Source organism: Thalassotalea montiporae (genome assembly GCF_053485855.1).
The window spans coordinates 281,967-308,277 of the sequence record NZ_JBQRUO010000001.1 but is presented as its reverse complement, the minus strand read 5'-3'; the positions used below and the strand labels follow the sequence as shown (position 1 = coordinate 308,277).

Annotated in this window: 21 protein-coding genes; 9 read left to right on the top strand and 12 right to left on the bottom strand. The window is 42.9% G+C overall.

Annotated features, from left to right (window positions below; translation table 11 throughout):
• Positions 1-42: 42 nt before the first annotated feature.
• Entirely contained in the window at positions 43-2,280 is a 2,238-nt protein-coding gene (locus ACSLUR_RS01345) for a multiheme c-type cytochrome (protein ID WP_448551109.1), read from the bottom strand.
• A gap of 204 nt (positions 2,281-2,484) precedes the next feature.
• Here ACSLUR_RS01345 and ACSLUR_RS01340 point away from each other — a divergent pair, with 204 nt between their 5' ends.
• Entirely contained in the window at positions 2,485-3,873 is a 1,389-nt protein-coding gene (locus tag ACSLUR_RS01340; protein WP_448551107.1) for an ATP-binding cassette domain-containing protein, read from the top strand.
• 350 nt (positions 3,874-4,223) lie between these two features.
• Positions 4,224-5,879 (top strand): methyl-accepting chemotaxis protein, encoded by a 1,656-nt coding sequence (locus tag ACSLUR_RS01335; RefSeq protein WP_448551105.1) that lies wholly within the window; start codon positions 4,224-4,226, stop codon positions 5,877-5,879.
• Positions 5,880-5,976: 97 nt separating this feature from the next.
• Here ACSLUR_RS01335 and ACSLUR_RS01330 read toward each other — a convergent pair whose 3' ends face one another.
• From ACSLUR_RS01330 to bufA2, 3 genes are all read right to left on the bottom strand, one after another.
• Positions 5,977-6,768 carry an HvfC/BufC family peptide modification chaperone gene (locus ACSLUR_RS01330; RefSeq protein WP_448551103.1) on the bottom strand — a complete coding sequence of 264 codons (792 nt, stop codon included), beginning with the start codon at positions 6,766-6,768 and terminating at the stop codon, positions 5,977-5,979.
• A 15-nt stretch (positions 6,769-6,783) separates the two neighbouring features.
• Positions 6,784-7,629 carry an MNIO family bufferin maturase gene (gene bufB / locus ACSLUR_RS01325; protein WP_448552956.1) on the bottom strand — a complete coding sequence of 282 codons (846 nt, stop codon included), beginning with the start codon at positions 7,627-7,629 and terminating at the stop codon, positions 6,784-6,786.
• 262 nt (positions 7,630-7,891) lie between these two features.
• Positions 7,892-8,371 carry a BufA2 family periplasmic bufferin-type metallophore gene (bufA2, locus tag ACSLUR_RS01320; protein ID WP_115999003.1) on the bottom strand — a complete coding sequence of 160 codons (480 nt, stop codon included), beginning with the start codon at positions 8,369-8,371 and terminating at the stop codon, positions 7,892-7,894.
• 497 nt (positions 8,372-8,868) lie between these two features.
• Here bufA2 and ACSLUR_RS01315 point away from each other — a divergent pair, with 497 nt between their 5' ends.
• Positions 8,869-10,440 (top strand): methyl-accepting chemotaxis protein, encoded by a 1,572-nt coding sequence (locus ACSLUR_RS01315; RefSeq protein ID WP_448551100.1) that lies wholly within the window; start codon positions 8,869-8,871, stop codon positions 10,438-10,440.
• An 85-nt stretch (positions 10,441-10,525) separates the two neighbouring features.
• On the opposite strand, the gene ACSLUR_RS01310 is transcribed toward ACSLUR_RS01315, so the two are convergent.
• Positions 10,526-12,442, bottom strand: a complete 1,917-nt coding sequence (locus tag ACSLUR_RS01310; RefSeq protein WP_448551098.1) for a putative bifunctional diguanylate cyclase/phosphodiesterase — start codon at positions 12,440-12,442, stop codon at positions 10,526-10,528.
• On the bottom strand, positions 12,435-13,610 hold the full coding sequence (locus ACSLUR_RS01305) for an FIST signal transduction protein (protein ID WP_448551096.1): 1,176 nt from the start codon (positions 13,608-13,610) through the stop codon (positions 12,435-12,437). Before ACSLUR_RS01305 ends, ACSLUR_RS01310 begins: the two co-directional genes overlap by 8 nt.
• Before the next feature lie 319 nt (positions 13,611-13,929).
• On the opposite strand from ACSLUR_RS01305, the gene upp reads away from it, so the two are divergent.
• Both upp and ACSLUR_RS01295 read left to right on the top strand, forming a co-directional pair.
• A complete protein-coding gene (upp, locus tag ACSLUR_RS01300) occupies positions 13,930-14,559 on the top strand; it encodes a uracil phosphoribosyltransferase (protein WP_115998999.1) in 630 nt (209 codons plus the stop codon).
• 1 nt (position 14,560) lies between these two features.
• Positions 14,561-15,772, top strand: coding sequence for a uracil-xanthine permease family protein (locus ACSLUR_RS01295; RefSeq protein ID WP_448551093.1), 1,212 nt, complete (start codon positions 14,561-14,563; stop codon positions 15,770-15,772).
• 89 nt (positions 15,773-15,861) lie between these two features.
• Here ACSLUR_RS01295 and ACSLUR_RS01290 read toward each other — a convergent pair whose 3' ends face one another.
• Positions 15,862-16,026: a hypothetical protein gene (locus tag ACSLUR_RS01290; RefSeq protein WP_448551091.1), complete on the bottom strand. Its 165-nt coding sequence runs from the start codon at positions 16,024-16,026 to the stop codon at positions 15,862-15,864.
• 172 nt (positions 16,027-16,198) lie between these two features.
• On the opposite strand from ACSLUR_RS01290, the gene ACSLUR_RS01285 reads away from it, so the two are divergent.
• Positions 16,199-16,909 (top strand): helix-turn-helix transcriptional regulator, encoded by a 711-nt coding sequence (locus ACSLUR_RS01285; protein ID WP_448551089.1) that lies wholly within the window; start codon positions 16,199-16,201, stop codon positions 16,907-16,909.
• Between the two features lie 10 nt (positions 16,910-16,919).
• Here ACSLUR_RS01285 and ACSLUR_RS01280 read toward each other — a convergent pair whose 3' ends face one another.
• Positions 16,920-17,372 (bottom strand): MaoC family dehydratase, encoded by a 453-nt coding sequence (locus tag ACSLUR_RS01280; RefSeq protein WP_448551087.1) that lies wholly within the window; start codon positions 17,370-17,372, stop codon positions 16,920-16,922.
• 31 nt (positions 17,373-17,403) lie between these two features.
• Positions 17,404-18,147: a hypothetical protein gene (locus ACSLUR_RS01275; RefSeq protein ID WP_448551085.1), complete on the bottom strand. Its 744-nt coding sequence runs from the start codon at positions 18,145-18,147 to the stop codon at positions 17,404-17,406.
• Positions 18,148-18,314: 167 nt separating this feature from the next.
• Here ACSLUR_RS01275 and ACSLUR_RS01270 point away from each other — a divergent pair, with 167 nt between their 5' ends.
• The 3 genes from ACSLUR_RS01270 to ACSLUR_RS01260 all read left to right on the top strand — a co-directional run bounded on the left by ACSLUR_RS01270 (position 18,315) and on the right by ACSLUR_RS01260 (position 20,911).
• On the top strand, positions 18,315-19,478 hold the full coding sequence (locus ACSLUR_RS01270) for a sensor histidine kinase (RefSeq protein WP_448551083.1): 1,164 nt from the start codon (positions 18,315-18,317) through the stop codon (positions 19,476-19,478).
• 40 nt (positions 19,479-19,518) lie between these two features.
• Positions 19,519-20,175, top strand: a complete 657-nt coding sequence (locus ACSLUR_RS01265; RefSeq protein ID WP_448551081.1) for a response regulator — start codon at positions 19,519-19,521, stop codon at positions 20,173-20,175.
• A 154-nt stretch (positions 20,176-20,329) separates the two neighbouring features.
• The gene (locus ACSLUR_RS01260) at positions 20,330-20,911 is read left to right on the top strand and encodes a type II secretion system protein (RefSeq protein WP_448551079.1); all 582 of its coding nucleotides are present in this window, start codon (positions 20,330-20,332) and stop codon (positions 20,909-20,911) included.
• A 130-nt stretch (positions 20,912-21,041) separates the two neighbouring features.
• Here ACSLUR_RS01260 and ACSLUR_RS01255 read toward each other — a convergent pair whose 3' ends face one another.
• The 3 genes from ACSLUR_RS01255 to ACSLUR_RS01245 form a co-directional block, all read right to left on the bottom strand.
• Positions 21,042-21,620: a peptidoglycan-binding domain-containing protein gene (locus ACSLUR_RS01255; protein WP_448551076.1), complete on the bottom strand. Its 579-nt coding sequence runs from the start codon at positions 21,618-21,620 to the stop codon at positions 21,042-21,044.
• Between the two features lie 117 nt (positions 21,621-21,737).
• Positions 21,738-23,558 (bottom strand): hypothetical protein, encoded by a 1,821-nt coding sequence (locus tag ACSLUR_RS01250; RefSeq protein ID WP_448551074.1) that lies wholly within the window; start codon positions 23,556-23,558, stop codon positions 21,738-21,740.
• Between the two features lie 361 nt (positions 23,559-23,919).
• The gene (locus ACSLUR_RS01245) at positions 23,920-25,830 is read right to left on the bottom strand and encodes a methyl-accepting chemotaxis protein (RefSeq protein ID WP_448551072.1); all 1,911 of its coding nucleotides are present in this window, start codon (positions 25,828-25,830) and stop codon (positions 23,920-23,922) included.
• Positions 25,831-26,311: the final 481 nt, after the last annotated feature.

The following is a 26,311-nucleotide window of genomic DNA, read 5'->3' as shown; positions in this document are numbered from 1 at the left end:
GTCTCTAAGGCTAAATTCGACTGCCGATGTTAATTGCCAATATCAGCCTTGGTTTTCAACATCGGCATCGGTAGTCGAGATAAAGTACTGCTCAAGATTTCTTAGCAGTACCGATTGTGGCAAGCTCACCAATGCCTGCTGCACATAGCTTAATGCTTCAGGCCTACCTGCTACTTTTTCTAGCGCCAACGCATAAGTGTAATGATACTGATCTTCATTCGGTGCCAACTGCGTTGCTTGTGCCAAACTGGTTAACGCCTGACGATATTGCTGCTGGCGTACCCAAGACAATGCCATGGCGTAGTGTAACGTCGCGGATTTTGGCAGCACAGCTAAACCTTGCTGATAGATTTCAACTTCCTCATTTACCTTAGCGAGATTGCGATAAATATCCGCCAAATTGATATAGCTGGCTTCGAAATAAGGATCTATCGCGATGGCCTGTGTTAACTGGTTGATTGCTTGTTCGGTCTGTCCTAGTGCTAACTGTCGCAGAGCAATATTAACACGCCCTTCCCCACGCCATGCTACTTGTGCCTGTGCTGTGCTGAGCTCATTAAAGACTTGCGCATATTGCTTAGCATAAGCTGCTGGAATATGAGTGCCCAATAAACTGGATAGCGCAGCAATGCGCACTGCCTTAAATTGATCGGCTAACACCGGCAGCATATAGCGCTGTTTATCTGATGCAGATAATAAGGCGCCAAGGTTTGCTGCTGCCATGCGAATTAATGGTGACTCGTGCTGTAAATATCCCGCCAACCAATTGCCTGGTAACGACTGGGTTAATAAAGGTAGTTGCGCCAGCAAACTCGCTTTTTGAATAGCCGATAATTGCGGATCATCTAGCAAGCGCGCTAGCCGCTCTGGGTGAGACGCTTTGCCAGCGATAAAACTAGCATAATCAAAGGTTAGCTGATGTTTAGCGGCTTTTTGGGAGCTTTTTACTGAGTCTGCTTGCCAGCTTGCTATTTTAATCTGTGCCCAGTCAGCATTCTGCGCTGGATGACAGGTTAAACAAGCAAGTGGTGTATCAAACTGTTTGGCGAGCTCAGGATTAGGCACTTTAAAACTATGATCACGACGGGCATCAACCCCCATATACGTAGTCGTTGGCATATGACAATTAACACATTGCGAGCCTTGTGAATTATCACTGTGGCCATGATGCGTTTTATCGTTAAACACTTGTGGTGAGTGACATTGTAGGCACAGGCCGTTACCGTTAATTTTCACTTTGCCGGAATGCGGGTTATGACAATCCACACATTGCACCCCTTGGTGATACATTTTGCTCTGTAAAAATGATCCCATCACATAGACTTCTTCTTTAATTTGGCCATCGGCGTGATAAAGCGGCGCATTTAATAAACTAGGGGAAAACTGGTTGAGATAGTGCTCATTAGCGCTAAAGCCATCGGTTAGTGGGGTACGCAGCGAATGACAAGCAAAGCAATTCCACATATCGCTTGCCTCCCTTGCCGTACCTTGCCAGTGCGCTGTTGGCAACTGGTTTCGTTGCCAACTACCGACATCTTTACTATTTATGCTGTCATTCGATTGAACTTTTGCTTGCACTTGCGGGTTTACTTTAGGATGTGCTTGTTGATAGCCAGCATGACACGATTGGCAGCCAACATTATCTGCTTGCCACTTGCTGTCAAAACTATCTTTTTGCGCATTATAGTTTCGCTGAAAGCCATCAGAATGACAGTCGGCACACATGCCATTCCAGTTTTGTAGCGGCTGTAACCAATGTAAGCGATCATGCTCGGTAATTTGCTCGGCACTTTGCTCGGTATTAGCTTCTTGATAGATATGAAACCAGCGCTGCCCACCTTGTTCTGCGGCTCTACTATCCCACGCAAAAGGAAATACCTGCATTTTACCGTTAGCGGTTTTCACTAAGTATTGCTGCAACGGATAATGACCAAAGGTATAGGCAAATTGATAATGCTGCGCTTGCTCAGCCTGATTTATTTGGCTGTGTTCTTCCGCTTGCTCTTGTTTAGTTAATTCTGCCCAATATTCCCCGCCTTTTTGGTAAAAGCGTGCGGACAGCTGATAGTGCGTTGCATGTGCATTGTTAAAATCTCCTTTTACCGTGTTACGGTTGGCTGGCTGCATCGCTTGTCGATGATCTGAACTAAGCCAATCCTGATATTGCTGACGATGACAAGATTGGCAATCAGCAAAATCAGTTGCATTGGCAATGCTAAAAAAACTGAGGCTAACCAGTAAAAAAGCAAGATAACAAGGAAGTAAAACGACGAGATTCAAACCAGTAACTACATAGCAAACAGTGCAAATACTATAACTACTTCCTTAGTTAATGCCTACGGCTAATTCGACTTGTGCATCTATGTGGTTATTGATGTGTTTATTCAGTTATTAATATCCTAGCTGCTTGACTTATTTTGGAAAAAACTGATATTCAATGGCTATAGTCACCAGTGATAGCAAAACTAAGGTTCAAGCGCCAAGATGTTCACCATTGATAAACTCAGCCACCCAAATCTAACCATAGACCATTGGCAATTATCACCAAACCAGCACTGGTGTGTGTTAACTCAGCTTGGCTGCGGAGAACAATATTTACTTGATCTGTTTAATGGTGACTTAGTCGGTTACCAAGCCAGCAACTTAACCTTGCCAACACAAGGTAAGATCGCGGTCCTTTCTTTTCAGGCGTTGCAAAATCTCTATGAAGTTGAACTGAAAAGGGATCGCTCAGATGAGCTTAATAAACTCGATATCGGCCGACGCGTCCGTGATTTTGTTCCGCTTAGTGAACCTAACCTCAAGTTGTTAGAGTTAATCGGTTTGAGCCATAAACTCGACACCGGCTTTCGCCAGCTCAGCACAGGTGAAAGTCGCAAACTGATGATCATTAAAGCAATCTCAGATGGCGCTAAGTTGCTGATTTGCGAAAATCCGAATGACAGCTTAGATAAAGAATCTCGCCATAAATTAGCCTTGCTGTTTAACCAGCTGATGGCGCAAGAGATTCAAGTTATCTACCTGATCAATAACCGTGAAGATATCCCCACTGATTGCCAACACTTTGCCACCATGTCACATGGTCAATTGGAGGTGTTAACCGATCAGCTAAGTCAGACAACTCACACAATTGACCAGCAAATTAACCATTACTTTGCCAGCCAACGAGCTGAAGTAAACTGGCCCAATCAACGCTTTCCGCTTGATAGTTACTCCCATCCGTATTTAGCCAAGCTGGTCGATTGCACTGTTCGCTATGGCGATAAAGCGGTATTTGAACGGTTTAATTTAACCATAAAACCACTGCAACATACCTTAATTCAAGGTAAGAATGGCTCGGGCAAGTCTACTGCATTGCAGCTTATTTCCGGCGATTGCCCACAGTGTTTTGCCAATGATGTTACGGTGTTTGGCTATCGGCGCGGTAGCGGCGAAACCATTTGGGACATTAAAAAACATATTGGCATGGTAAGCTCAGATTTACATCGCTCCTATCGCGTACGTTGTAACGTGCTGACGGTGGTGATTTCTGGCTTCTTTGATTCCATTGGTGTCTATCAAGCGGTTGGCCAGCAACATATTGACAATGCTAAACAATGGCTTGCCATTATTGGCTTGGCAGACCATAGCCAGTCGCTATTTCACGATTTAAGTCATGGTCAGCAAAGACTCGTATTGATTGCCCGCGCTTTAGTAAAATCACCCTTAATGCTATTGCTCGATGAACCGACACAAGGGTTAGACGAAACCAGCCGGCATATGCTGCTCGGCTTTCTTGAGCAGCTTGCCACCATGCAGCAAACCACAATTTTATATGTCAGTCATCGGGAAGATGAACATCTACCGCTATTTACTCAGCAACTGGACATGTGAGGTCTAGCTCTAATTGGATTAGGATAATTGAGGCTAACAAATATTAATTTTCAACACGCCCCAACTGGCTGACAAACAGATAAGTATCTAAAATTAAAATGAAATTTATTGGCTGCTATTCAGCTCTACACTGGCAATACTTAGTAACCAATTTAATGAGTAATCTGAGTAACAATGTAAAATAAAAGAAAATAAGGGCAAAACAATCATAACCCAGCAATAACGATTACATAAAAACAACACTAAACTAACATTAGGTTGTAACAAAAAATCACGGCAATCATCACAGTAACTTTAGTAAGACAAAAGCACTGTAAAGTGAATACATTAAATAAAAAGACGAGCGTTCAATGTTAAATTACTTAACTCTACTTCCAGTTAAAACCCGCCTGACAATTGGCTTTGGCGTTATCTTACTACTAATGTTGGTGTTAACCACACTTGGCATCCAGAAAGTGAATGTGATCGATCACACACTGACTGAGATTACCGATATCAACTCAGTCAAACAGCGATACGCAATTAACTATCGTGGCAGTGTGCATGACCGCGCGATTGCTATCAGAGATGTAGCCAACGCAAGAAACAACGCCGAAGTTCAATCATTTGAACGTGAAATCAACCAATTAGCTGGATTTTATCGAGAATCTGAACGCTTGATGCAGCAAATGCTTATAGATGCCCCCAGCAATTTTAGTAGCCAAGAACGCAGTATTTTAGAAAAAATTAAACGTATTCAAGCCCGTACGTTACCGATTGTTGAAAACATTATTCAATTGAAAAAGAGTAATCAACTGAGTGAAATTAACAACTTAGTGCTTGAACAAGCTAGACCTGCATTTATCGATTGGTTAGCAGCGATCAACGAATTTATCGATTACCAAGAAACCGCTAATCAAAAGGCAACGCCAGCCGCACGCGAGGTTGCCAGTGGCTTCCAAGAATTAATGCTCGCGCTTACTGCCGTCGCCTTAGTGATTAGCCTATTCGTTGGTTACCTGATTGAGAAAAGCATGCGCCGCTCACTTGGTGGTGAGCCATATGAGGCCGCAGGTGCGCTAGCAAAAATAGCACAAGGCGATTTAACTAGTCAGGTAACAACACATGATGCCAACAGTTTGCTTGCCTCACTGAACAGCATGCAAAGCACCCTAAGTGGCATTGTTGCCAATATTGTTAACGCCGCCGACCAACTAAGCCATCAGACTATGACGGTATCTTCAGGCTCCGAACAAGCCTATGAAGCCGCGCAAAACCAAGCGTCATTAACCACTGATACCGCAGCTCGCCTAGAAACTATGCGCGACAACATAGACCAAGTATCGCAAACGGCATCTCGCACTGAAGAGAACTCAAGTTCAACCGCTAGCTATGCCAAGCAGGGGCGTGAAGCAATCAATGCCAGCGCCAAAGAAATGGAGCGAATTTCTGATACCGTAAACGGCACAGTAGAGCAAATTAGACGTCTTGAAGAACGTACAAAAGAAATTGGTGGTATTGCCAATGTGATTAGCGGTATTTCAGAGCAAACCAACTTGTTGGCATTAAACGCCGCTATTGAGGCGGCGCGAGCAGGTGAATCAGGTCGAGGCTTTGCTGTAGTAGCCGATGAAGTTCGTCAGCTAGCTAAGCGCACCGGTGAAGCCACCGCTGAGATTGAAAATATGATCGGCCAAGTACAAGCTGAAACAGCGGCTTCCGTAGCAGCAATGGAAACAACTCAGCCACAAGTTGAAAATGGCCGTTCACTGACCTTGCAGGCAACCGATTTATTGGAAAATATTGAACAACAAGCGACTGATTCACTGGCACGCATTCAAGAATTAGCCAGTGCTGCAAGCGATCAAGTAACAACCATAGGTGATATCGCTCATACCATGGAGCAAATTGCCCAAATGTCAGAAAACTCAATCACTTCGCTACAAGCGAACAATAGTGCAACAAACTCACTACATGAATTGTCTGAACAACTAAAATCCGATGTGGGTTACTTTAAACTCAAATAAAAAAAGCTAATAACAAAAATAAAAGGCCAGCAAAACTGCTGGCCTTTTTTGTTATTTAAATATTTATTGCGGCGTTTTAATTAATATCAACGGCAATCTAACTCGCCGTTCTAAATTGATAGATCAGCCCTTGTTGCAACCAGGTTTGGATGCTTTGCACCGCAAACACAGGCACTTGCTCAGGCTCATGCCATGTTAGCAAGCCTTCACAAACGTCAGCAAAGTCTGCACCTTGCAAGTACTGCTCAATCATAAAGCGCTCGTCAGCTTCTAATGACCTAAATTCGGTTAAACGATCGTGATTACGCCATAACAACCAATGCTGCTCTTGAGTATGTTCAGCTGCTGGCGCTGGTGCTTGATTACCTTTAATTGCCTGCCAACTGCGTACTGCATTATAACGCTCATTAAAGAGTTGCATGCTTGGGTGGAAACGCACTTGAATCGTCGGCCATAACTCAGGCGCAATTACTGCTAAGTCTTGCGGCTGAGCACGCGCAATATCTGCGGCATCAAAGGCAGCCAATAGTAAGCGCTCGAAACGCGCTAATTCGGCTAATATCGGGTGCTCACTAAAAGGCGCATTATTGGCGAGATACTCTGGAATAAACTGGCAATAATGGCGCAATGAATCAAATTTTGATGGATAGGCATCAAGATAACCCGCAAACATTTTATCAAATAGCTCATCGCCTAAATACAAGCCAAGAATCTCGTGGTCGGTTTCAACCACTTCTTGTAATCGAATACGATACGCGTTGCCATAAATAGACACGCGTTGCTCAGCGCTGATATAGCCTTGATCATTTACAACATGCTCGGCGAATGGGCCATTGCCATGCAGTAAAAAGTGCAGGAAGTCTTGTTGAATTTGTTTAAGAGAACTCATTTAACCAACCTCAGACTAGACTTCAATCTGGCTGCGAATATTGGGAATATGCTGCTCAGCAATATTTCGTGCGATGTTTAGCTCTGCCGTTAAGTCAGCAAAACTGGGAATATTCGCATCGCGCTCGATCATAGTGCTTACCGGGCCAAACAATTTTAATGCTTCTTTGTATAGTTGCCAGACAGGATCTGGCACATCGTGATCATGGGTATCAACCACATAATCTCCAAAGTCAGAATGCCCTGCTAAATGGAACTGTTGCACGCGCTGAGGGTTTAACGAGCGTAAATATTCCATGGCATTAAAATCATGGTTGCGCGCACTTACGTAGATATTATTGATATCTAATAACATGCGGCAGTCAGCTTGCTCACAAACTTCACGATAAAACTGCCATTCATTCATCTCGTCAGTTTTATACGTTAAATAGCTGGATACATTTTCCATCAGCATTTGGCGGCCCATAAAATCTTGTACTTGCTTAATGCGCTCAACAACGTGAGTTAATGACTCTTCTGTGTATGGCAGTGGCAGTAGATCATGACTGTTAACACCACCAACCGACGTGAAACAAAGATGATCAGAGAACCACTCTGGCTGCACATCAGCAATTAAGGTTTTTAACTTGGTCAAATACTCCATATTCAATGGATCAGTTGAACCAATCGACATCGACACCCCATGCATCACAATAGGGTAATTTTCTCTGATTTGGTCAAGGTAATATCTTGGCTTACCACCAGCAACCATATAGTTTTCTGAAATGATCTCAAACCAATCAACATCAGGTTTTTGTTCAATCACATCATTGTAATGATTCGTTCGCAGGCCAAGGCCAAATCCTAGAAATTTTTTCAAAATAGTCACTCGTGTCTAGTAATAGAGATAGTGTAAATGAGCTTGGGAGTAGATAAAAACTCAAAGGCTAATGATGACAGGAAAATTGTCAGTTTGTTGATCTATGCGAATTGCTCGCAAAGTTTATGTAAGGTCAAGTAACGTAAAGCAGCAATTGAGTTTGTCGCTAGATTCAACTGACTACTTTACTTTATCGCAAGGCTGTTTAGCGTAAGTAACTAAACAACCTTGTCCAATCATACTAACTAATACTTTTTAGTTAATATTATTTGCCTACAGTACCGCCGATATCGCCACATGATTTCGCAGTAGTAGAAACAAAGCCTGTACCTTTACAAGTTGCATGGCCTGCACATGCGTTTTCAGCAGTTTTACAGTCGTTGTGACCTTTACAAACGTTAACACCGTAGCAGTGTACTAAGTTAGCCGTTGAAATTTGGCCAGTCCATTCATCAGAAACGGTACCGCCAACATCTTTACACGCTTTAGTTGGCATGCCAACAAAGCCAGTACCTTTACAAGATGCTTGACCTGCACATGCGTGCTCTGCTGTTTTACAGTCGTTGTGACCTTTACATACGTTAACGTCGTAACAGTGAACCATTTCAACTGTGTTAGTGTTTGTTGCTGCTACTGTGCTGCCAGCAGAACCTGAGTTAGAAGCAGTTGCACCACAACCAACTAAAGTAGCTGCCGCTAATGCCATTGCTGCGCCTGATAAATGAGTCTTTGTTGCTTTCTTCATAATTTCTCCGGGGCTTAAACGCAGTATTGAAAATTGTTCAAATACCGCTTGTTTTTCATGAGTCAGGGCATAAGACCCGACACCGTCAAAAAAATTGACACAAATTGTAAAAAAATTTTAATCGAACAAAAGATAAGCATAGTCGATGAGCAAAAAGTTGAGTATTCCTAGGGTAAAAACCTGCTCATATAGACTTAGCTATAAGCACTTATAAAGAGAGCTCTGACCACCAAATTCGATGTTGAAACAATAAGCACTGTAACAATATAATCCTCCGCCCTTTTGGAGAGCAAAATAAAGTGCAAATAGTCTAATTGCATCTATAGTTTAATTAAACCTCACTCTATTAAGGCATTAGATTTACTCCATTTTTAATACCCATTTTGTTTACACCTGATCATTTAGCAACTAGATATCGCTAGCAGGTAGCTACAAGCAATATCATCAGACGTCCAATGAATTAAGCCTTTGCTTAACTCGCATTAAAGGAAGACAGCGTGAATAAAGACCGTCATATCAGCCAGAAAGAGTATCAATTCCCAACTAGCCAACGACTTATCTCATCAACCGACAAGCGCGGCGTAATTACTCACTGTAACGATGCTTTTGTTGAAGTTAGTGGTTTTACCTGCGACGAACTTATCGGCAGTAATCACAACATTGTTCGCCATCCTGATATGCCAAGTGTCGTGTTCAAAGAAATGTGGGAAACCTTACGCGCTGGCAAAATTTGGATGGGGATTGTTAAAAATCGACGCAAAAACGGCGATCATTACTGGGTATCAGCCTTCGTCACCCCGATCTTTGAAGGCGATGATATCGTTGGTTACGAATCAGTCAGAGTTAACGCCACTGACCCAGAAAAACAGCGAGCTAGTCAAGCGTATCAAAGGTTGCAACAAAATAAGTCCGCACTGCCAATTAGCGACACAATTCGCCACTTTACTCGGCAAATAAGACCTTTTATCGTCGGCGGCCTTGCCTGTGTTGGCGCTGGCTGGCTCACCAACTCTACTGAGTTAATGCTCATTGGCCCGGCGGTGATGGTGCTGTGTGGATATTGGAGCATTAAGAGTCAGCAAAAGTCATGGTCATTGTTTTTAAATATTGCGCCCGATGCCTACAAAGATACTACCGTAGCGCAAACTTACTTTAATGCTAACCAAGCACAGGCACGTGCTAAGCTAGCGCTAATTTGCGAAATAGCCCGCGGCAGAACCGGCCTAACAAGAATTGATGACGCCTCTGTGGTGCTTGCTGAAGTTGCCGAAACAACCCACTATCAAGCAGAAAAAACCAGCCAAGTTATTGAACAGCAAGAAACAGCAGTTCAAGTCATTGCTTCCGCCATTAGTGAAATGTCGAGTGCCATTCAAGAAGTTACCGAGCGTGTTGAAGGTAACGCAAGTAGCGCTAAAGAAGCTGCGGCAAGTGTGAACAATGGTAACCAGCAGGCTAAGCAAGCCGCAAAATCCATTGAGGAACTGAAAAACTCAGTGACTTCCATCGCCAGCACAGTAAAAGACTTAGCCGAATCGACAGAAGAGATTAACCAAGCGGCAACCATGATTTCATCCATAGCCGAGCAAACTAATTTACTCGCCTTAAACGCCGCTATTGAGGCTGCCCGCGCGGGTGAGCAAGGTCGCGGCTTTGCTGTGGTAGCGGATGAAGTACGCAGCTTGGCAATGCGTACACGCGAATCAACCGAAGAAATTCATAGTATTGTTAACAAGTTGATCACTCGCTCGCAAAAAGCTGCTGAAGTGTCTGAACAAGGCTTAGAAGAAGCGGAAAAAGGCATGCAAATTGTCGATGGTACGCGCATTGCTTTGGGCGAAATTAATAAGGCGGTCGACAATATTGCGGATATGACAATTCAAATGTCGTCTGCAGTTGAAGAACAAAGCGCAGTGGCTGAGCATATTAACCAACAAGTGGGTGATATCGCACAAGGTGCATCAGTCGCTAAACAGGCAGCAGAAGAGTCGTTTGGCGCCAGCCAGCAGCTAAAAGATACCATCGCGAATGTCAGCTCCTTGATTCGTCGCTTTAATACCTCAGCTTAACTAACTTCAGGTTTACTCGCACTCGCAACTGGGCTTTAAGTGAGAAATGAGGTTTAAAGGCCGTTCGCCTATAGGCAATTATCGCCTATTGGCTGCCGGCAGCTGATTGTTGACACTCTTGGTTTATAAGCGTGTTAAAGTCGTTTTTCGGCATGGGTTTGTATAAGAAATAGCCTTGTGCACTTTGGCAACGTTCACGCATCACATAGTCGAGCGTTGCCTGATCTTCTACCCCCTCAGCAATTACCGACAATTCCAAGTTATGACCAATATCAATAATGGTACGCGTGATCGCTGCGCTTTGTTTATTGGTGGTAACTCCCTGTAAAAACGCCTTATCAATTTTCAAATAATCAATGGGCAGAATTTGCAGATAACTAAATGACGAATAACCTTTGCCGAAATCATCAAGTGCAAACGCAATGCCACGGGTTCGAAGTTGCTCCATCGTACGGCTGATGACTTCTTTGTTTTCCATGAAAATAGATTCAGTTAGCTCAATAATCAATTGGCTTCCGCACTCGTTGCTTTCGTCACATTTACTCAGTAGATAGCGAATAAGCTCGGCATCTTGAAATTCAATAATCGATAAATTAATCGCGAGTTTTAAATGACTAAGCCCTTGGCTTTGCCACTGACTGATGCATTCAAACGCAGAGTCGATAGCCTTCTTACCGACTTGGCTGATAAGCCCAGTAGTTTCTGCGACCGGAATAAAAATATCGGGAGGAATAGAGCTTCCATCTGGCTTAAACCAGCGCATCAATATTTCTGCGCCGATGATCTCACCTGTGCTTAAATCAATTTTTGGTTGGAAATAAGGCTCAAGTTCATCTGCCTGCAAAGCTTTGCGCAATTCACGTTCAACTTTTACTTGCAACATCGCTTGCTGCTCTAGGCTTTGATCATAAAACTGGTAGTTATTTTTGCCTTGTGCCTTTGCTTGGTACATCGCCATATCGGCTTTCAAAATTAAGTGTTCAGCGCTGTTGTCGTCTTGTGGAAAGCACGCCACACCGATACTACAACTGACAAAGTGCTGACGACCGGAAAGACAAAATGGCTCGGTTAAAATCGCCAGCAATTCCTCACACAGTGCGCGAATGTCCTGCTTACTTGCGACCGACTCTAACAACAAGACAAATTCATCACCACCCAGACGAGCAAGTGTATCTTGCTCGCGCAAACGAGATTTAACTCGTTGCACTAATTCAATCAGTAATTCGTCCCCTGCTTTGTGGCCTTCGGTGTCATTAACGCGCTTAAAGTTATCCAAATCAATAAACAAAACCGCTAACAGCTGCTCTGAGCGCTTTGCTAATGCAAGTGCGTGTTCAACGCGATCTAATAGCAAGTTGCGATTGGGCAGGCCCGTCAAAGCATCGTGGTAGGCTTGGTGTTGAATTAAATCTTCACTTTCTTTTTGCTGCGTAATGTCACGAAAACACCAGACACGACCGATGAGTTTACCCTCAGCTATTTGTGGCAAAGAGCGATATTCAAAAAAGCGGTTACTGCTCAGCTCGATAACCCCATTAATGTGGCGCGTTGGGTCTTCTTCTAATTTTTGCTTAACTTGAACCGCTTGGTTTGGATATTTAAATAGTGATAGTAGCGCCGACCAACGTTGATATTCAGTAACACCATTTTGCAGGAAAAATGTTTGACCCATGCAATTGATGCTCACGACATTGCCATCAACATCGTAAACCACAATGTTTTCGCCCGTCGCATCAAAGGTAGCGTTGAGTACACTCAACGATGATTGCAATTGGTTTTTTGTTTCGCTGAGTTCACCAAGTTGATTTTTTAGCAGCGTGTTGCGCTCATTGAGCTCTTCCGAAATTAAAAACAAAGAGCGTTCAAGGGTGCTAACGTCTTGCTCGTAACCGACATAAGCTTCAGACACCGCAGCAAAATAATCTCGGTGCTCTGTTTTTAATGAATCGTCAATGCCAAAGCGTTTAAGTTGGCGCTTGGCTAGCTTGTGTAACTCAGTCACTCGACAGCTCTGATAGCTTTGATAGCTCTGATAGCTCTGATAGCTCTGATAGCAAAGTGATGGTCATGGTTTGGTTATGCAAACCACAACGACCAGCAGGCACAATGGGGGAAATTTCGCCATAGGAGTAAAAACCTGTCATGGCACAATTTGCTGGCAAGGTTTCTTCAACAATTTCGAGTTCTTCTTCTACGCGCTGTGCCAGCACTAATCTGCGGCCAACACAGCTAATTAATATTGCCAATTGAGGTTCTATTTGGTCAAAAAAAGTGAGTGCTTGCTCAGCTGAATCTTGTGCGCCATCAACAAGGTGGTCGTAATTTGCGCGCATGAGTTGGCAACTTGCCCCCTCTGGCATATTGCCCGCAAAAATCATACTTTGACGTTGTTCATCAATATTTAAAATAGTGCGCACCACAGGTTGCTCTTGCTGCTCAGTTTTCATAGCAAGCGGAAAACGTAGCGCAGAGGCTGGCAAGTTTTCGGCATGTTCACCTAAAAACTCTTTATACAATTCAAGCGCTGGTTTACCGTCAATTTCAAATAATTCATTGTCTTCTGAACGAGTAATTTCGCGCATGGGGCCAAACTCTCGCCAACCACCAAGGTGACCATGCCCAACCACTAACGCATCGCCGTATAAACCAACGATCACAACTAAGCCACTGGCTTTTCGGTCATTATGCCAAACAATGGTTTCTTGAAACTTAGCGGCATCCCCCGCTAACCCACCGGTAACAACAACATTTTCTGGCAGCACGCCACTAATCCCAGCAATAAGCTCAGAGCCGTTAATTGCCTGACCGTCAGAAATAACAAAGGCGTGCTTAAGACCTTGTGCTGGAATACCACGCGCTAACGCTTGGCCAAGTTGAAAACTATTATCAAAATCACATACTAGTTGGCTAAAAACTTCGACATTTACACGGTCAAATTCAATCGCTGTTAAACACAAGGTGTCATCGTGTAACTGCGCACTTTGTATCTCACCACTGGTGGTGCAGCCGACAATTTGTGCATCAGGGAAAGATTCTTGAAGTTCTGAATAAAGCGTTTTGTCTAAGGCAAAGTCACGATTGCCATACGCCATAACCAACTGTGCAGGTGAATGTTGGACAAGTGGTGTTGACCAAGCAGACGCTCGATAAATTGACTGAAATGCTTTCATTACTTCCTCATTTCTAAAGCAACTTACGGCGCTATCTTTTACCAATAACTGCGGGTAACTGCTACTTCAACAAACATTAAATATGATTAATCGGAATAGAGCATAATCTAACCAAGTCGCACTAAAGTTACAATATGTAACAAACTATCTATGCTCTTGATTTTAGATAATAAAGTATAAGCTCTAGTCGCTCGTGCTCGCGCACTTAGTCTTCAATTTGCTGTTTAGATCAACACTAGGTCATTCATTACGTTTTATTACTGCCATAGTTGACCTACAAATTGTTATAATTATTACAAATTTTTGATTAAGGAAAACCATGGCTGTTCACGAAATTACTCACCCGCTTGTTCAACACAAACTTGGCTTAATGCGCGCTAACGGCATTAGTACAAAAAGCTTTCGCGAGTTTTGCTCTGAAATTGGTACTTTGCTGACCTATGAAGCAACACGACAGTTACCAACAGAAACAAAAACCATTGACGGCTGGCAAGGTACGCCAATTGACGTTGAGCACATTAAGGGTAAAAAAATCACGCTAGTGCCTATTTTACGTGCAGGTTTAGGCATGCTAGACGGCGTTATGTCGCTACTACCAAGTGCCAAAGTCAGTGTCGTTGGCTTATATCGTGATGAAGAAACGTTAGAAGCCGTACCATATTTTGACAAGGTGGTTGCTGATATTGACGAACGCACGGCACTGATTGTCGACCCTATGCTGGCAACTGGCGGTACCTTAATTGCCACCATCGATTTGCTTAAGAAAAAAGGCTGTAAAGACATTATGGGCCTATTCTTGGTAGCTTCTCCTGAAGGTATCGAAAAGCTCGAAGCAGCGCACCCTGATGTGGATATTTATGTCGCATCGGTTGACGATCACTTAAATGACAAAGGCTATATTATTCCTGGCCTAGGCGACGCAGGCGATAAGATTTTCGGTACTAAGTAACATGCAGCAATTGAAAACCCCATTACTTGGGTTACAAATGCTGTTTGTAGCCTTTGGGGCGCTTGTTTTAGTGCCTATCTTAACGGGATTAGATCCCAACGTTGCCCTGTTTACTGCGGGTATTGGTACTTTGGTGTTTCAGTTAGTGACGAAACGCCAAGTCCCTATTTTCCTTGCTTCTTCTTTTGCCTTTATCGCCCCTATTAGCTACGGCGTCGCCACTTGGGGCATCGCCGCCACCATGTCTGGCCTAGCCGCCGCTGGTGTGTTGTATATGGCACTGGGGTTACTTGTGGCATGGCAAGGCAACCAAATCATTCATCGCGTTTTACCTGCCGTTGTGGTGGCGCCGGTGATCATTGTGATTGGCCTAAATTTAGCCCCTGTTGGTGTGAACATGGCACTTGGTAAAACAGGTGATGGCGCGGTTCAGTTGGTTGAAGCAAGTACAGCATTAACCATCTCGCTAACGGCGCTAGCCGTTACAGTATTGGTTTCGCTATTAGGTAAAGGGTTATTTAAGTTAGTACCGATTTTAATTGGTTTAACTGTTGGCTACTTGCTTTCGTTATACTTCGGCATCATTAATTTTGATTCCGTAAGTGAAGCTGCATGGTTTGCTTTACCAAATTTCACTGCACCAGAGTTTCACTGGGAAGCGATTCTGTTTATTTTGCCAATAGCCATTGCGCCAGCAGTTGAGCATATTGGTGATATCACGGCAATTTCTAATGTGGCTGGTAAAGATTTTCTCGAAAAGCCTGGCTTAAAACGCACACTTATGGGCGATGGCTTAGCCACTTCTGCTGCAGCACTTTTCGGTGGCCCACCAAATACGACCTACTCAGAAGTCACTGGCGCAGTTGCTTTAACCAAATCATTTAACCCAGTTATCATGACTTGGGCGGCTGTTTTTGCCATCGGTTTATCTTTCCTAGGAAAAACAGGCGCCCTACTAGCAACCATTCCTGTACCTGTGATGGGTGGCATTATGGTATTACTATTTGGCGCTATTGCTGTTGTTGGTTTAAAAACGTTAATTACTGCACAAGTCGACCTTGGCAAAGGTAAAAATATGGCGATTGTCGCTGTAGCCCTAGTATTTGGCCTTGGCGGTATGCAATTCGATTTGGGCTTATTCCAACTACAAGGTATCGCGTTGGCTGCAATCTCGGCAATAACACTTAATCTATTACTGCCAAACGAGAAGTAAGTTTTACGTTTAGTTTGACTAGCATTTGTCGGCATAAAAAAATCCACCAAATAAGGTGGATTTTTTCTTTCTGCGAGCATTTATAAAAATTAGTAAAAATCTGAGTACTTAATATTCAATAAGGCAATGGCAATTGCGCCAACAATCGGAAACAAAGCCAAAAACAGTTTCCAAGCGGCATGACTTTTACCTATCGATACAAGTTGTGAAGCAATCAGCATTCCTATTAATACCATTAATTTGACAAGTAACATAACGCCTCCTTACGCATATGTTTCAACGTCTTAACTCAATAGTTAAATTAATTTCACCTATTAGAACGAATCGCCGACTATCCTTTAAAACATAGACCTTTTTAGTATTAATCAATAAACAACAAAATTGCACTGTCAGTTCTGACAGGTATTTACAGGATGTAGATGTGAGATGGAATGGGACGATATTTATCAGCTGATAAAATGTCAGCGAGAAGCCGAACTCGTCAATTTGTTTGAGCAACAGCTCATTAAAATTGGCATTAAAAGCTTTGGTTACTTTCAGTTTAACGCACAACACCCCAGTGAATTAAACGTGATCAGTACCTACCCTCAACAATGGGTCGATGAATATATTGCCAAGAACTACCTACAACTAGACACTACCATTCCACTATGTGTAATGAGCAATTCTCCAGTGGCTTGGTCATACGCGAAACAATGCTGCAAAGGCAAAGCACAAATAGACTATTGGCAGCAGGTCAAAGCCCACAAGCTCAATGCTGGCACTTCAATACCACTTAGCAATAATAAATTATTAATCGCAGGGTTAGGTTGCGCTATAGACAATGAAGCAGAAACAAAATGGCTTGAACAGTATGGCAAGCAACTTGAGATCCTCGCGACCGTATTTCATCAACAGCTTTGTGCCTTAAAAAGTCGCCCAGATGCTACCATTCAGCAGCTAAAATTAACCCATCGAGAAATAGAGTGCGGTAAATGGTTGAGTAATGGCTGCACATATAACGAGGTCGGTAAAAAGCTCAATATTTCTGAACGAACAGCGAGATTTCATTTAGAAAATTTAAAGCTTAAGCTGGGGGCAAAAAATAAGGAGCAAGTAATATCTAAGCTCGTCGCACATCAGATCATCACTCCTTAACCGTCAAGAGTCAGGGGTTAGGCCTTGTAGGCACCACAACATTTGATACATAGCTGCATACCTCTTGCTGATCTTGGTTTGTCGCTGACACAGCAATAGTAACTAATCCTTGTTCGGGCTTTGAACTAGACGCTTTTGCTTCAATAACCATGACCTTAGCTTGCAAGCTATCACCAGGGCGAACAGCTTGATTGAAGCGAAGCTTATCAACACCTGCGCCAATCAAACCACCGGCGGGTTTAGCATCACTTGCCACAATTAATTTCATGGTAAGAGCTGCCGTATGCCAACCACTGGCCACTAGCCCTTTAAAAAAACTACTTTTGGCTTGTTCTTCATTGGTATGAAATGGCTGCGGATCAAATTGCTGAGCAAATTCGATAATTTGCTCAGCAGTGACTTGATGTTGTTCTGTTGTGAACACTTGACCAACGACAAAATCTTCAAGAAATATTTGCTTCATAAAAGTCCCTTTCAAGCGTTGTACTTATCGCCTATTGCACCTTGTACTGCTGACGATATTTTTTGACTAATTTATGGGTGCAAACACCACCAATGACACCCGGCAGCACCCAAAACATAATCTGCCACTGATCACTTACAATATTGGCGAGTAGTTGGCGACCACCAAAAGCAAAAAACGCGGTGTAAGCCCCAATGCCTGCACCAATAATATGACGTAAATGCTGAATTAGCCATTCTCTTGGTTGAATAGACGGTTTAAAAATATAATGTAGTAATTGGTAGCTATTCACTAAACACAAAACGCTAAATACCTGTAACAAAACAAAAGAATACTTAGTACCTAAATAGCCGACATAGGGCGAAATTACCGCCATAGTTAGAATTGGCAACAGGTGTGGCCATTGACGCAGGGCCTGTCGGTTCTCTCGACATTTCAAAACAAGCACCGAGTGACGTGTACTGTTAAGCACTAGTAACGACAACATCAGTAAAAACCAAGCAAACATTTCGCTCCACCACACCAACTTATCGGCTTCTGCACCAGATAATGAAGACGAAGGATCTTTAATGGCTAACGGATCGAATAACACCATTAAAGTGATAGCAATTCCAGATAAACTGACAGCGAGCATGCCAAATTCAAACCACTTACCTGACCGTTTGTGAAAATGCCCGCCTTTTTTGGCAATAACAGGCAACCAAAAAGTGATTAATGACACACTGCCAACCACAATGTGTAAAAACAGTAAAACGGAATAAATTGAATAGTACATATTTTCTCTCCCTAAGTTGTTGGGAGTAGTCTACGCACTGCTATTTGGCGACATCAGTGCCAAAGGTCACGATTTAAAAACATGACTTTTGGCCTATAGGTTTTTACGACTTAATCTGAAATAATCCTTAAAAGCTATAATCGTCAACAGGTTACCAATAATAAGATATGTATAAAGCCATCGCTAAAATTAGCCAACACTTTGAGCGACTTGATGTTTTAGCTGTTGTGACTTGGGGCTTAGTACTTGCCATTTCACTCTACGCCTTACCTTCACAAACCGCCAACGTGCAAGCAAATACATTGGGGATTGCCATTTGTTTCGCCGCTTATATTGTCTGTTTTTTTGGTGCGACCAAACTTAATAAAGCGTCACTCTTTGGCCGTGCCCATCAAGTATTTTTTGGATTACAACTAGCGAGTGCATTTGCCATTATGTTAATGCTGCCACTCGACTTTATTCCAATCCTTACCATTATTTGGGCTGGCATGCTGATTAATTTCTGCCGATTTGAAACTGCCTTACTCATTATTATTGCGCTAGTCTTCGTATGGTTTAGCGTCTATGGTTGGCGTTGGCAAAAAGACCATGTGTTATTGACGGGCTCTCTGTATGGCACGTTTCATATTTTTAGCTTACTAATGAGCCAACAAACGCAAAAAGCTAAACAAGCGAGCGAACAAGCGAATGAACTTAATCGCCAGCTACTAGCCACTCAGCAATTGTTAACGCAATCGACGAAGCAACATGAACGCACACGTATTGCGCGTGAGCTTCACGACTTGCTTGGTCATCACCTCACCGCGTTAACCATAAACCTGCAAGTGTCATCTCATTTATGTGAACGTGATGGCAACTCAGCTGCGAAAGAAAAAGTTGATGAAAGCTATGCGCTCGCCAAACTTTTGTTAAGCGATGTACGCGAGGCGGTCAGCACAATTAAGGCGAATCAAGCTATTGACGTGCAGGCAGCAATCGAGGCGCTTGTCGCTGGCGTACCTGCACTCAAGATTCATCAGTCGATTCAAACAGATATCCAACTTGATTCATTTGAATTGGCAAATACCTTAGTTCGCATCAGCCAAGAGGCGATTACCAATACGCTGCGTCATAGCGGTGCTAGTGAATTTTGGCTATCAATTACCCTGCAACAAGACGAAATTCAGCTAAAAATTTATGACAATGGCAAGGCTCCCGCGAAGCTAATCGCGGGCAATGGACTGTCAGGTATTACTGAGCGCGCAGAGCTTCTTGGCGGCACGGCAAACTTTGAACGTCAAAATGGTGGGTTAACAATTGCGGTTAATTTGCCTAATCACATACGCCAATAAATTTAGCATGTAACACCAAGAAAAGAGCGAGACTTGATAAGTGACAATTAAACTACTACTCGTAGACGACCAAACCTTAGTTAGGCAAGGAATTAAAAGCTTACTTGCGCTATCAGAAAAAGTTATCGTGAGCGCTGAGGCTAGCGATGGCACACAAGTATTAGCGCAAGTAGCAACACATAAGCCTGATGTGATTTTGCTCGATATCTCAATGCCGAAAATGGACGGTATTGAAACTTTAGTGCAGTTAACGCAAGCGGGAATTACTACGCCCGTTATTATTCTGACCACTTTCGACGATTCAGAGCTGGTTCTCAAAGGGATGCAAGCGGGTGCAAAAGGCTACTTACTTAAAGACGTATCACTGGAGTCACTTATTAGTGCCATTGAAGCGGTTCATAATGGGCAAACTATGGTGCAGCCCGCAGTTACAGAACGGCTGTTAAAAGGCATTACTAAAGTTAACGGTGTTAGTGGTGATTTTACTGCTCCTGCTCCGTTAGAGCCGCTGACTCCAAAAGAGATAGAAGTACTGAGACTGATGGCGAGCGGCTATTCCAACAAAGAAATATCAGGTGCCTTGTTTAAATCTGAAGGTACCATTAAAAATCATGTTTCCAGCATTTTAACCAAGCTTGGTGTAAGAGATCGCACTCGAGCTGTATTATTAGCGATAGAGCAAGAAATATTGTGTTAAACTATTGTTAATAAATGCGATGCCGCTTATAGCTCGTAATTAATTTGAATATTGCTTCGAATATTAGTGATAGGGTGAGGCAATAATGTTTCATAAGAGAAAGCATCAGCGCTTTATTAATTGTCTAAGGAATTGTTGTCCCAGGAGAAGTAACATGTATCACATATCGTCGAAATCCCAGTTGCCTAGCGGTCAATTAACGAGTACCCAGAAAACTAATACCCTGATAACTAAGGCCAGTGGCTTTACCCTGATCGAACTTGTTGTCGTGATTGTCATCTTAGGTATTTTATCAGCTGTGGCTGTGCCACGTTTTATCAACCTATCTTCTGATGCTAACGAAGCAGCACTTGAAGCACTAGCTGGTAGTTTAGAATCAACAGCTAACCTCTATAACAGTAAGGCTTTAGTTGAAAGCCGCACTGATAATGGTTTTGAATTTGAAGGTATTTTCTTCGATCAAGGATACCCAATTGGCATCTCTTTCAACGACAGCGACAATGTGCCAGAAATTCTTGAAGCCATGAATATTAGTGATGACTTCCTTTTCAATACAATTTTTAACGACATTAATGCTGATAACCAAGTTGCCCGCGGCCTGTATTTAACGAATAAAGCGCCAAATAACTCGCCAACTGCAGCAGAAATTATCGCAACTAACTGTTATGTAAGCTACAAAAGTGCTGTTGTAAATGCAGTACCGCCGGAAGTAATTACCGTAACTACTGGTTGCTAGTCTTCGCTAAGTCTACTGCTAAGCTAAGTGCGCTTGGCAGTGGATAACATCCCTCAGTTCCCAATCTTGCTGCGTAAAGCAGCTTCAACGCAAATACTCAAAGCAACTAATAGTTAGTTCTTCAATCTTGTTATTTTAATAAGCGCCATAGTGTTCCTTGGTCCGGCACGCCAGTCATTTCAAAGCCTATATCAGATTGATATGCCATTAATGCAGATTTAGTCGCATCGGTATATTGGCCATCAATTTGACCTTGATATAACTCAAGCTCGCTCAGCTTTTGCTGAAGTTTGCGAATGGTCGCCCTGTACAAGACAACTTTTCGCTCGCCAATAGTGACAGCGATACGAGGAGACTCCTGTTTAATCCTTGCTGGTTCCAACTTCTCAATAATACCGCTTACCACTTGGTAAAGTTGATTGCTTGGGTTACTTTGACAGTGGTTATCCATTACATTCAACAGTAACTCCAGTGATTGATAGGCGGTAATGTCATAGGTATCTGTAACATATCGATTGTGAGCAGAGATATAGCCTTCCAACCAACCGCCAATCATATAGTAAATATTAGAGCGTTTTTGTCTCTCTAATAGAAATGCCTGACAGGTTAAAAAGCCTGCTCCTTTCATGGCAAATTTGCCGTTAATATCGGCGGCCATTACAGGTAGATTGATCGATAAGAGCAAGACGCTTAACAACAGTGATTTCATGAGTGATTATACCTAGGAGTTATTTAAGTAATTATAGGTGGTTAGCGTGATTTGCCAGCTGACATCCAATAATTAACTATCAACTGGCAAGCCAAAACAAGATTATTATTTAAAACTCTATGCGGTATTTCTTTTACGCACATGATTACCGTTAGCAGAAAAGGATAACACCAGTGCGGATAAGGCGATTAGCATTAGCAACACACTACTGGGTGTAGGTACAGACACCGCGAATGCTTCAATCGGATTAATTGCACTTCTTACCGCTAAAGTCGTTGGCGGGGGTGGTGTATTATTATTAAAGTCAACCACGAAACTCTCCCCTACTTGCAAGTCAAATCCTCCTAACGGGAACATATTGACGAACAAGTTAGGCGATTGAAATAAATCTGCGCCAGCTGCTAAAACATTGCCAATACCTATTTGACGATCAAAACCAAGGATGTCGAAGTTAATTTGTAATAAGTCGATCATCAATTCTAAATCAAAATCTAATAATGTTTCATTGGTCAAATTAGCATCAAGGAAAAAGGTTGGTGTGACTGTGGTAACGTCATCAAGAAAAGTGATGTCAGGTAATAAATCCCATGCAGAGATCAATTCGGTTACCATTTCTCCGCCCACCATTACCGCTTTATCAAAGACCATAGACACAAACAGTGTTGGCTCTAATTCAAAGTCTTGTTTTAAGTCGATGGTTGGCCCCATTTGCACATCAATAATATCGTAGCCGATGCTACCGATACTTCCGATTGGGGCGCTAGAGCCAAACAGGCCTGGCACGCCTGCCGCAGTAGCGACGATGTTATCAATATCAATAAACAAATCCACTAAATCATCTTGGCCACTAGCGATAAGGGTGTTGGTGTTTACATTCAAACCACCGCTAGCATTAGGCTGCGGAAGATGTAAAGTCGCTTCCACTATACCTAGAGCATCTACGCTAAATGGAAAGCCATTGGCTTGATCGGGAAAGCCGAATACTGATGGTTGCTGGCCAAGCAGCGAGACACCACCTTCGCCATCTTGATTAAAGGATAGTATTGATGCTCTTTCATTAATGTTAAATGGTGTTGAACCTGTGCTACAGCCCGCCGGTATAATGCAGGCTTCTCCCCCCACAGTTCCACTGAGTTCCATAATTGCATCAATATTAAGCGCTAGGTTGGCAAAAGACGTATCGAGCGTATTGGCGCCAGCCAATAGGCTGTTAGCATTAAAATTGATTGGGTTAGTTTTATCTAAATTAAGCGTATCAGGAAGATCTAACGTGGCTTGATAAGACACTGTGGCATCTACTGAGCCACTGTCAATCTCAATACCAAGTTCAATACCAACTCTACCATCAGTAGAGCCTTGAACGGCCACGCCGGTACGAGTATCCACTTCCAGAAATGAAGGTGGCGCAGTGCCTAGTGGTGCTACAGGCAAACGTGCCGATTGGCCATTACGACAAACACTCGACGAGAAGCTTTTTCGACATAGAGAGAAAGCCGCATCATAAGCCGCCCGTCTTGTTAAATCTGCCGCACGGGCAATTTTGCAAGCCACAGCAAACCGACTGCAACTGCGCACCGATGGCCTGCTTCCCAATTTAGGAACAAATATGCGCCCACTTTGGCCATTGATACAAGTGCTTGAAGAATTCCCCAAGGCTCGACAACCAGCAAAAGCAATATCGTAAGCCGTCCGCAATGGGTTAATCACGTTAACATCTTCTCGACCAGCAATCAGATCAATATCTACCTGTTGATCTTGCCACTGAGCACCCAGAAAACTTCGCTGATCTAACATAAACGAATCACCCGTATCCCAGATACTTTGGCCAGATGTGGTAAAACTAAGGTCATATTGCAGCAGATTTGCCTGCACAGAACAGGAAATCCCTGTTGAAATAAGCACAGCCAGTTGGCAACAAACGCGCAAAAACTGAACCATACATAGCTCCTTGAGTTAGGCTATTTATGACCACCTAAACCTAGCCGTTGCAAGGCTTAGCATAAGAGCAATTATGTGGTGAGGGCTGAGCTATGCAATTTACGGGTCAAGATATTAATATTACTCATAATCAACAAGCTAAAAATATACAATATAAAATAAACCCGGTTAGGACTAACGAATGTAAATAAAACTGACAGGCAAGAGAAACAAATAAAGTCAGTCGTTTGCTCAACAAAAAATTTAGATAAACAACTGACTTGATAGTGCGTTAGTTCGGCTATTTGCTGTGGTAAATTGCCGAACATGCAGCTAGGGCGATAGCTGAATTCTTTGATTAACGCCCCGAAGGGATAAGTAACTAAAGCTTAAACTGACTCACCACCTTGGTTAAGTTGCTATTAGCACTTGCCAATACCGTTGTTGCGCCGTTCACTTCATCGCTGCTGGCCGCAACCTGCTCAACCATGTCACTAATGGTCACCATATTGCGATTAATTTCTTCAGAAACCGAAGACTGCTGCTTAGCTGCAGCGGCAATTTGAATATTTAAGTCATTAATGCCGCCAACAGAGTTGACGATCTGATCAAGGTTCTCAACCACTAAGTGGGTTTGTTCAGAAGCTTCAACACAGCTTGCTTTCGTCGACTCAATACCATTGATAACACTTTGCGAACTTGCATTTAAGCGGTTAATTGTATTGTGAATTTCAGTGGTGCTGTCTTGTGTTCTTGACGCTAGTGCTCGTACTTCATCAGCAACTACCGCGAAACCTCGGCCTTGTTCGCCAGCACGTGCTGCTTCAATTGCCGCATTCAAGGCAAGTAAGTTGGTTTGCTCCGCTATATCACCAATCACTTTCAAGACAGCCGAAATATTATCAATTTCTTGTCCCATTTGATTAATTTGGCTTGAAGACTCTTCAACTTTCTCCACCAAATCGCTGACATTTTGGGTCGCACCTGAAACCACTTGTTTTGAATGTAACGCTTGTTCGTTAGTACTCGTAGTCACATTCACTGCGTTTTCGGTGTTATTGGCAACGTCGGTTGAACTTGCACTCATTTCATTTAGTGCAGTTGCCACTTGGCTAGTCTCAAGACGGTGCGCTTCCAACACTTCATTGTTGCTTTGACGCAATGCCTGTAGGTCATCGACACTGGTAGCAATGTACTGACTAGATTCAGCGATATCACGCATCATTGTTTGTAAGTTTTCGATAAAGGTATTGATGTCTCTTGAAATTTCACCCAAGTCATCTTCACGTTCTACTTTCAAACGCTTGGTTAAATCACCGTTACCATTTGAAAGCTCATTTACCGTTTTCTTCAACGCTTCAACTGGGCGGTAGGCGTAAGAAAGCAATACGTATATCGCGATAGTCGATAATACAATTAACACAAAGGTAGTCAGGCTAGATGAAACTAAAGAGTCACCCAAAGCGCTATACATAACTGACTTATCGATTGCGACCAACATAAACCAAGTGGTGTCTTGGGTAATGGTTACCGTCTCAAAGTAAGCGATTTTATCAATACCTAATAACTCGAACTCATGCATGTTTTGCTGCTTTGACAACATGATTTGTTCAAGTTCAACTAGCGGCTCAAAATCTGACAATCGTGATTCACCCGGTACATCAACCTCACCAGTAGACGAAATTGTTAAGCCGGTATCATCGTATAGCGCAGCGATAGAGCCAGGGAAGGTAGCACGCTCAATAAATGGGTCTAGTGCGTTAATCGCGATATCAGCAGCTAGTACCCCTTTAAATTGGCCACTTTGATATAGCGGTGTAGCTAAGGTCACCATTAACTGGTTAGAAGACTTGTCGTTGTAAATCTTAGTTACCGTTGTCGACGCTTGTCGCTTAGCTTGCTGATACCAAGTGCGCGAGCGCGGGTCTGCGTTACCAGCATTGAACTCACCGTGCTTGTGGCTTAGACCCATGCCGTCTTCATAGCCAACAATAATATCGGCAGCAGAAATAGAACGACCAAGGCTGTTTAAGTAACCTTGAATTTGTGCTTTGTCGGTAGCGCCTGCAAATAGTTCAGCAGATTGCTCAACACCTTGCTTGATGCTCGACATGTAGTTTTGAACTTTCGCGCCATTACTCGACATTTGTAGCCTGGCATATTCATCAACGTTTGCTTTCACTAATCCAGACAGTTGATAGTAAGCGGAAGTGGCTAAGATGATCATGGAAATGGCTAATAAGCTAATCGCAACCATGACTATGCGGGTTTTGAAATTAAACTGCTTTTTCAAAATTTTTTCTCTGTTTTTCTTTTTTGCCAAGGCAAAAATTTATTTCCTATAAATAAACATATCCATGTCTTTAATTATTAATCCGTTACATCGGCCTAAACTCGACCGTCATTATTATGTAATTGAGTAGACTGCTAAATAAGGGCAGTGTTGAGTAACTTCCTCTATTGTGCTCCTTCTATCTTTTTATGCCTTCTGGCAATAGACCCACATTTGATTGCGCATACAATCAAGCTATTTTAGTTATACCCATGCTACTTCAAAGTGCTTGTTTCAGTTGGAGTTAAAAGCGGTTTAGGCAAGGCATTGATTACAGAGAATGGTCGTTCCCTTGTCACAATCAATAACGCAGCATAAATCGCTTTTAAACCAACCCACTTTTTAATGTAGAGAAGGCGCGTCACAGGAACCCACTCTCTACGTTGCAGCTTATTGAAAGGGAGTGACCATTCCGGCAAGCTGCGCCTTGATATTGAGTCCC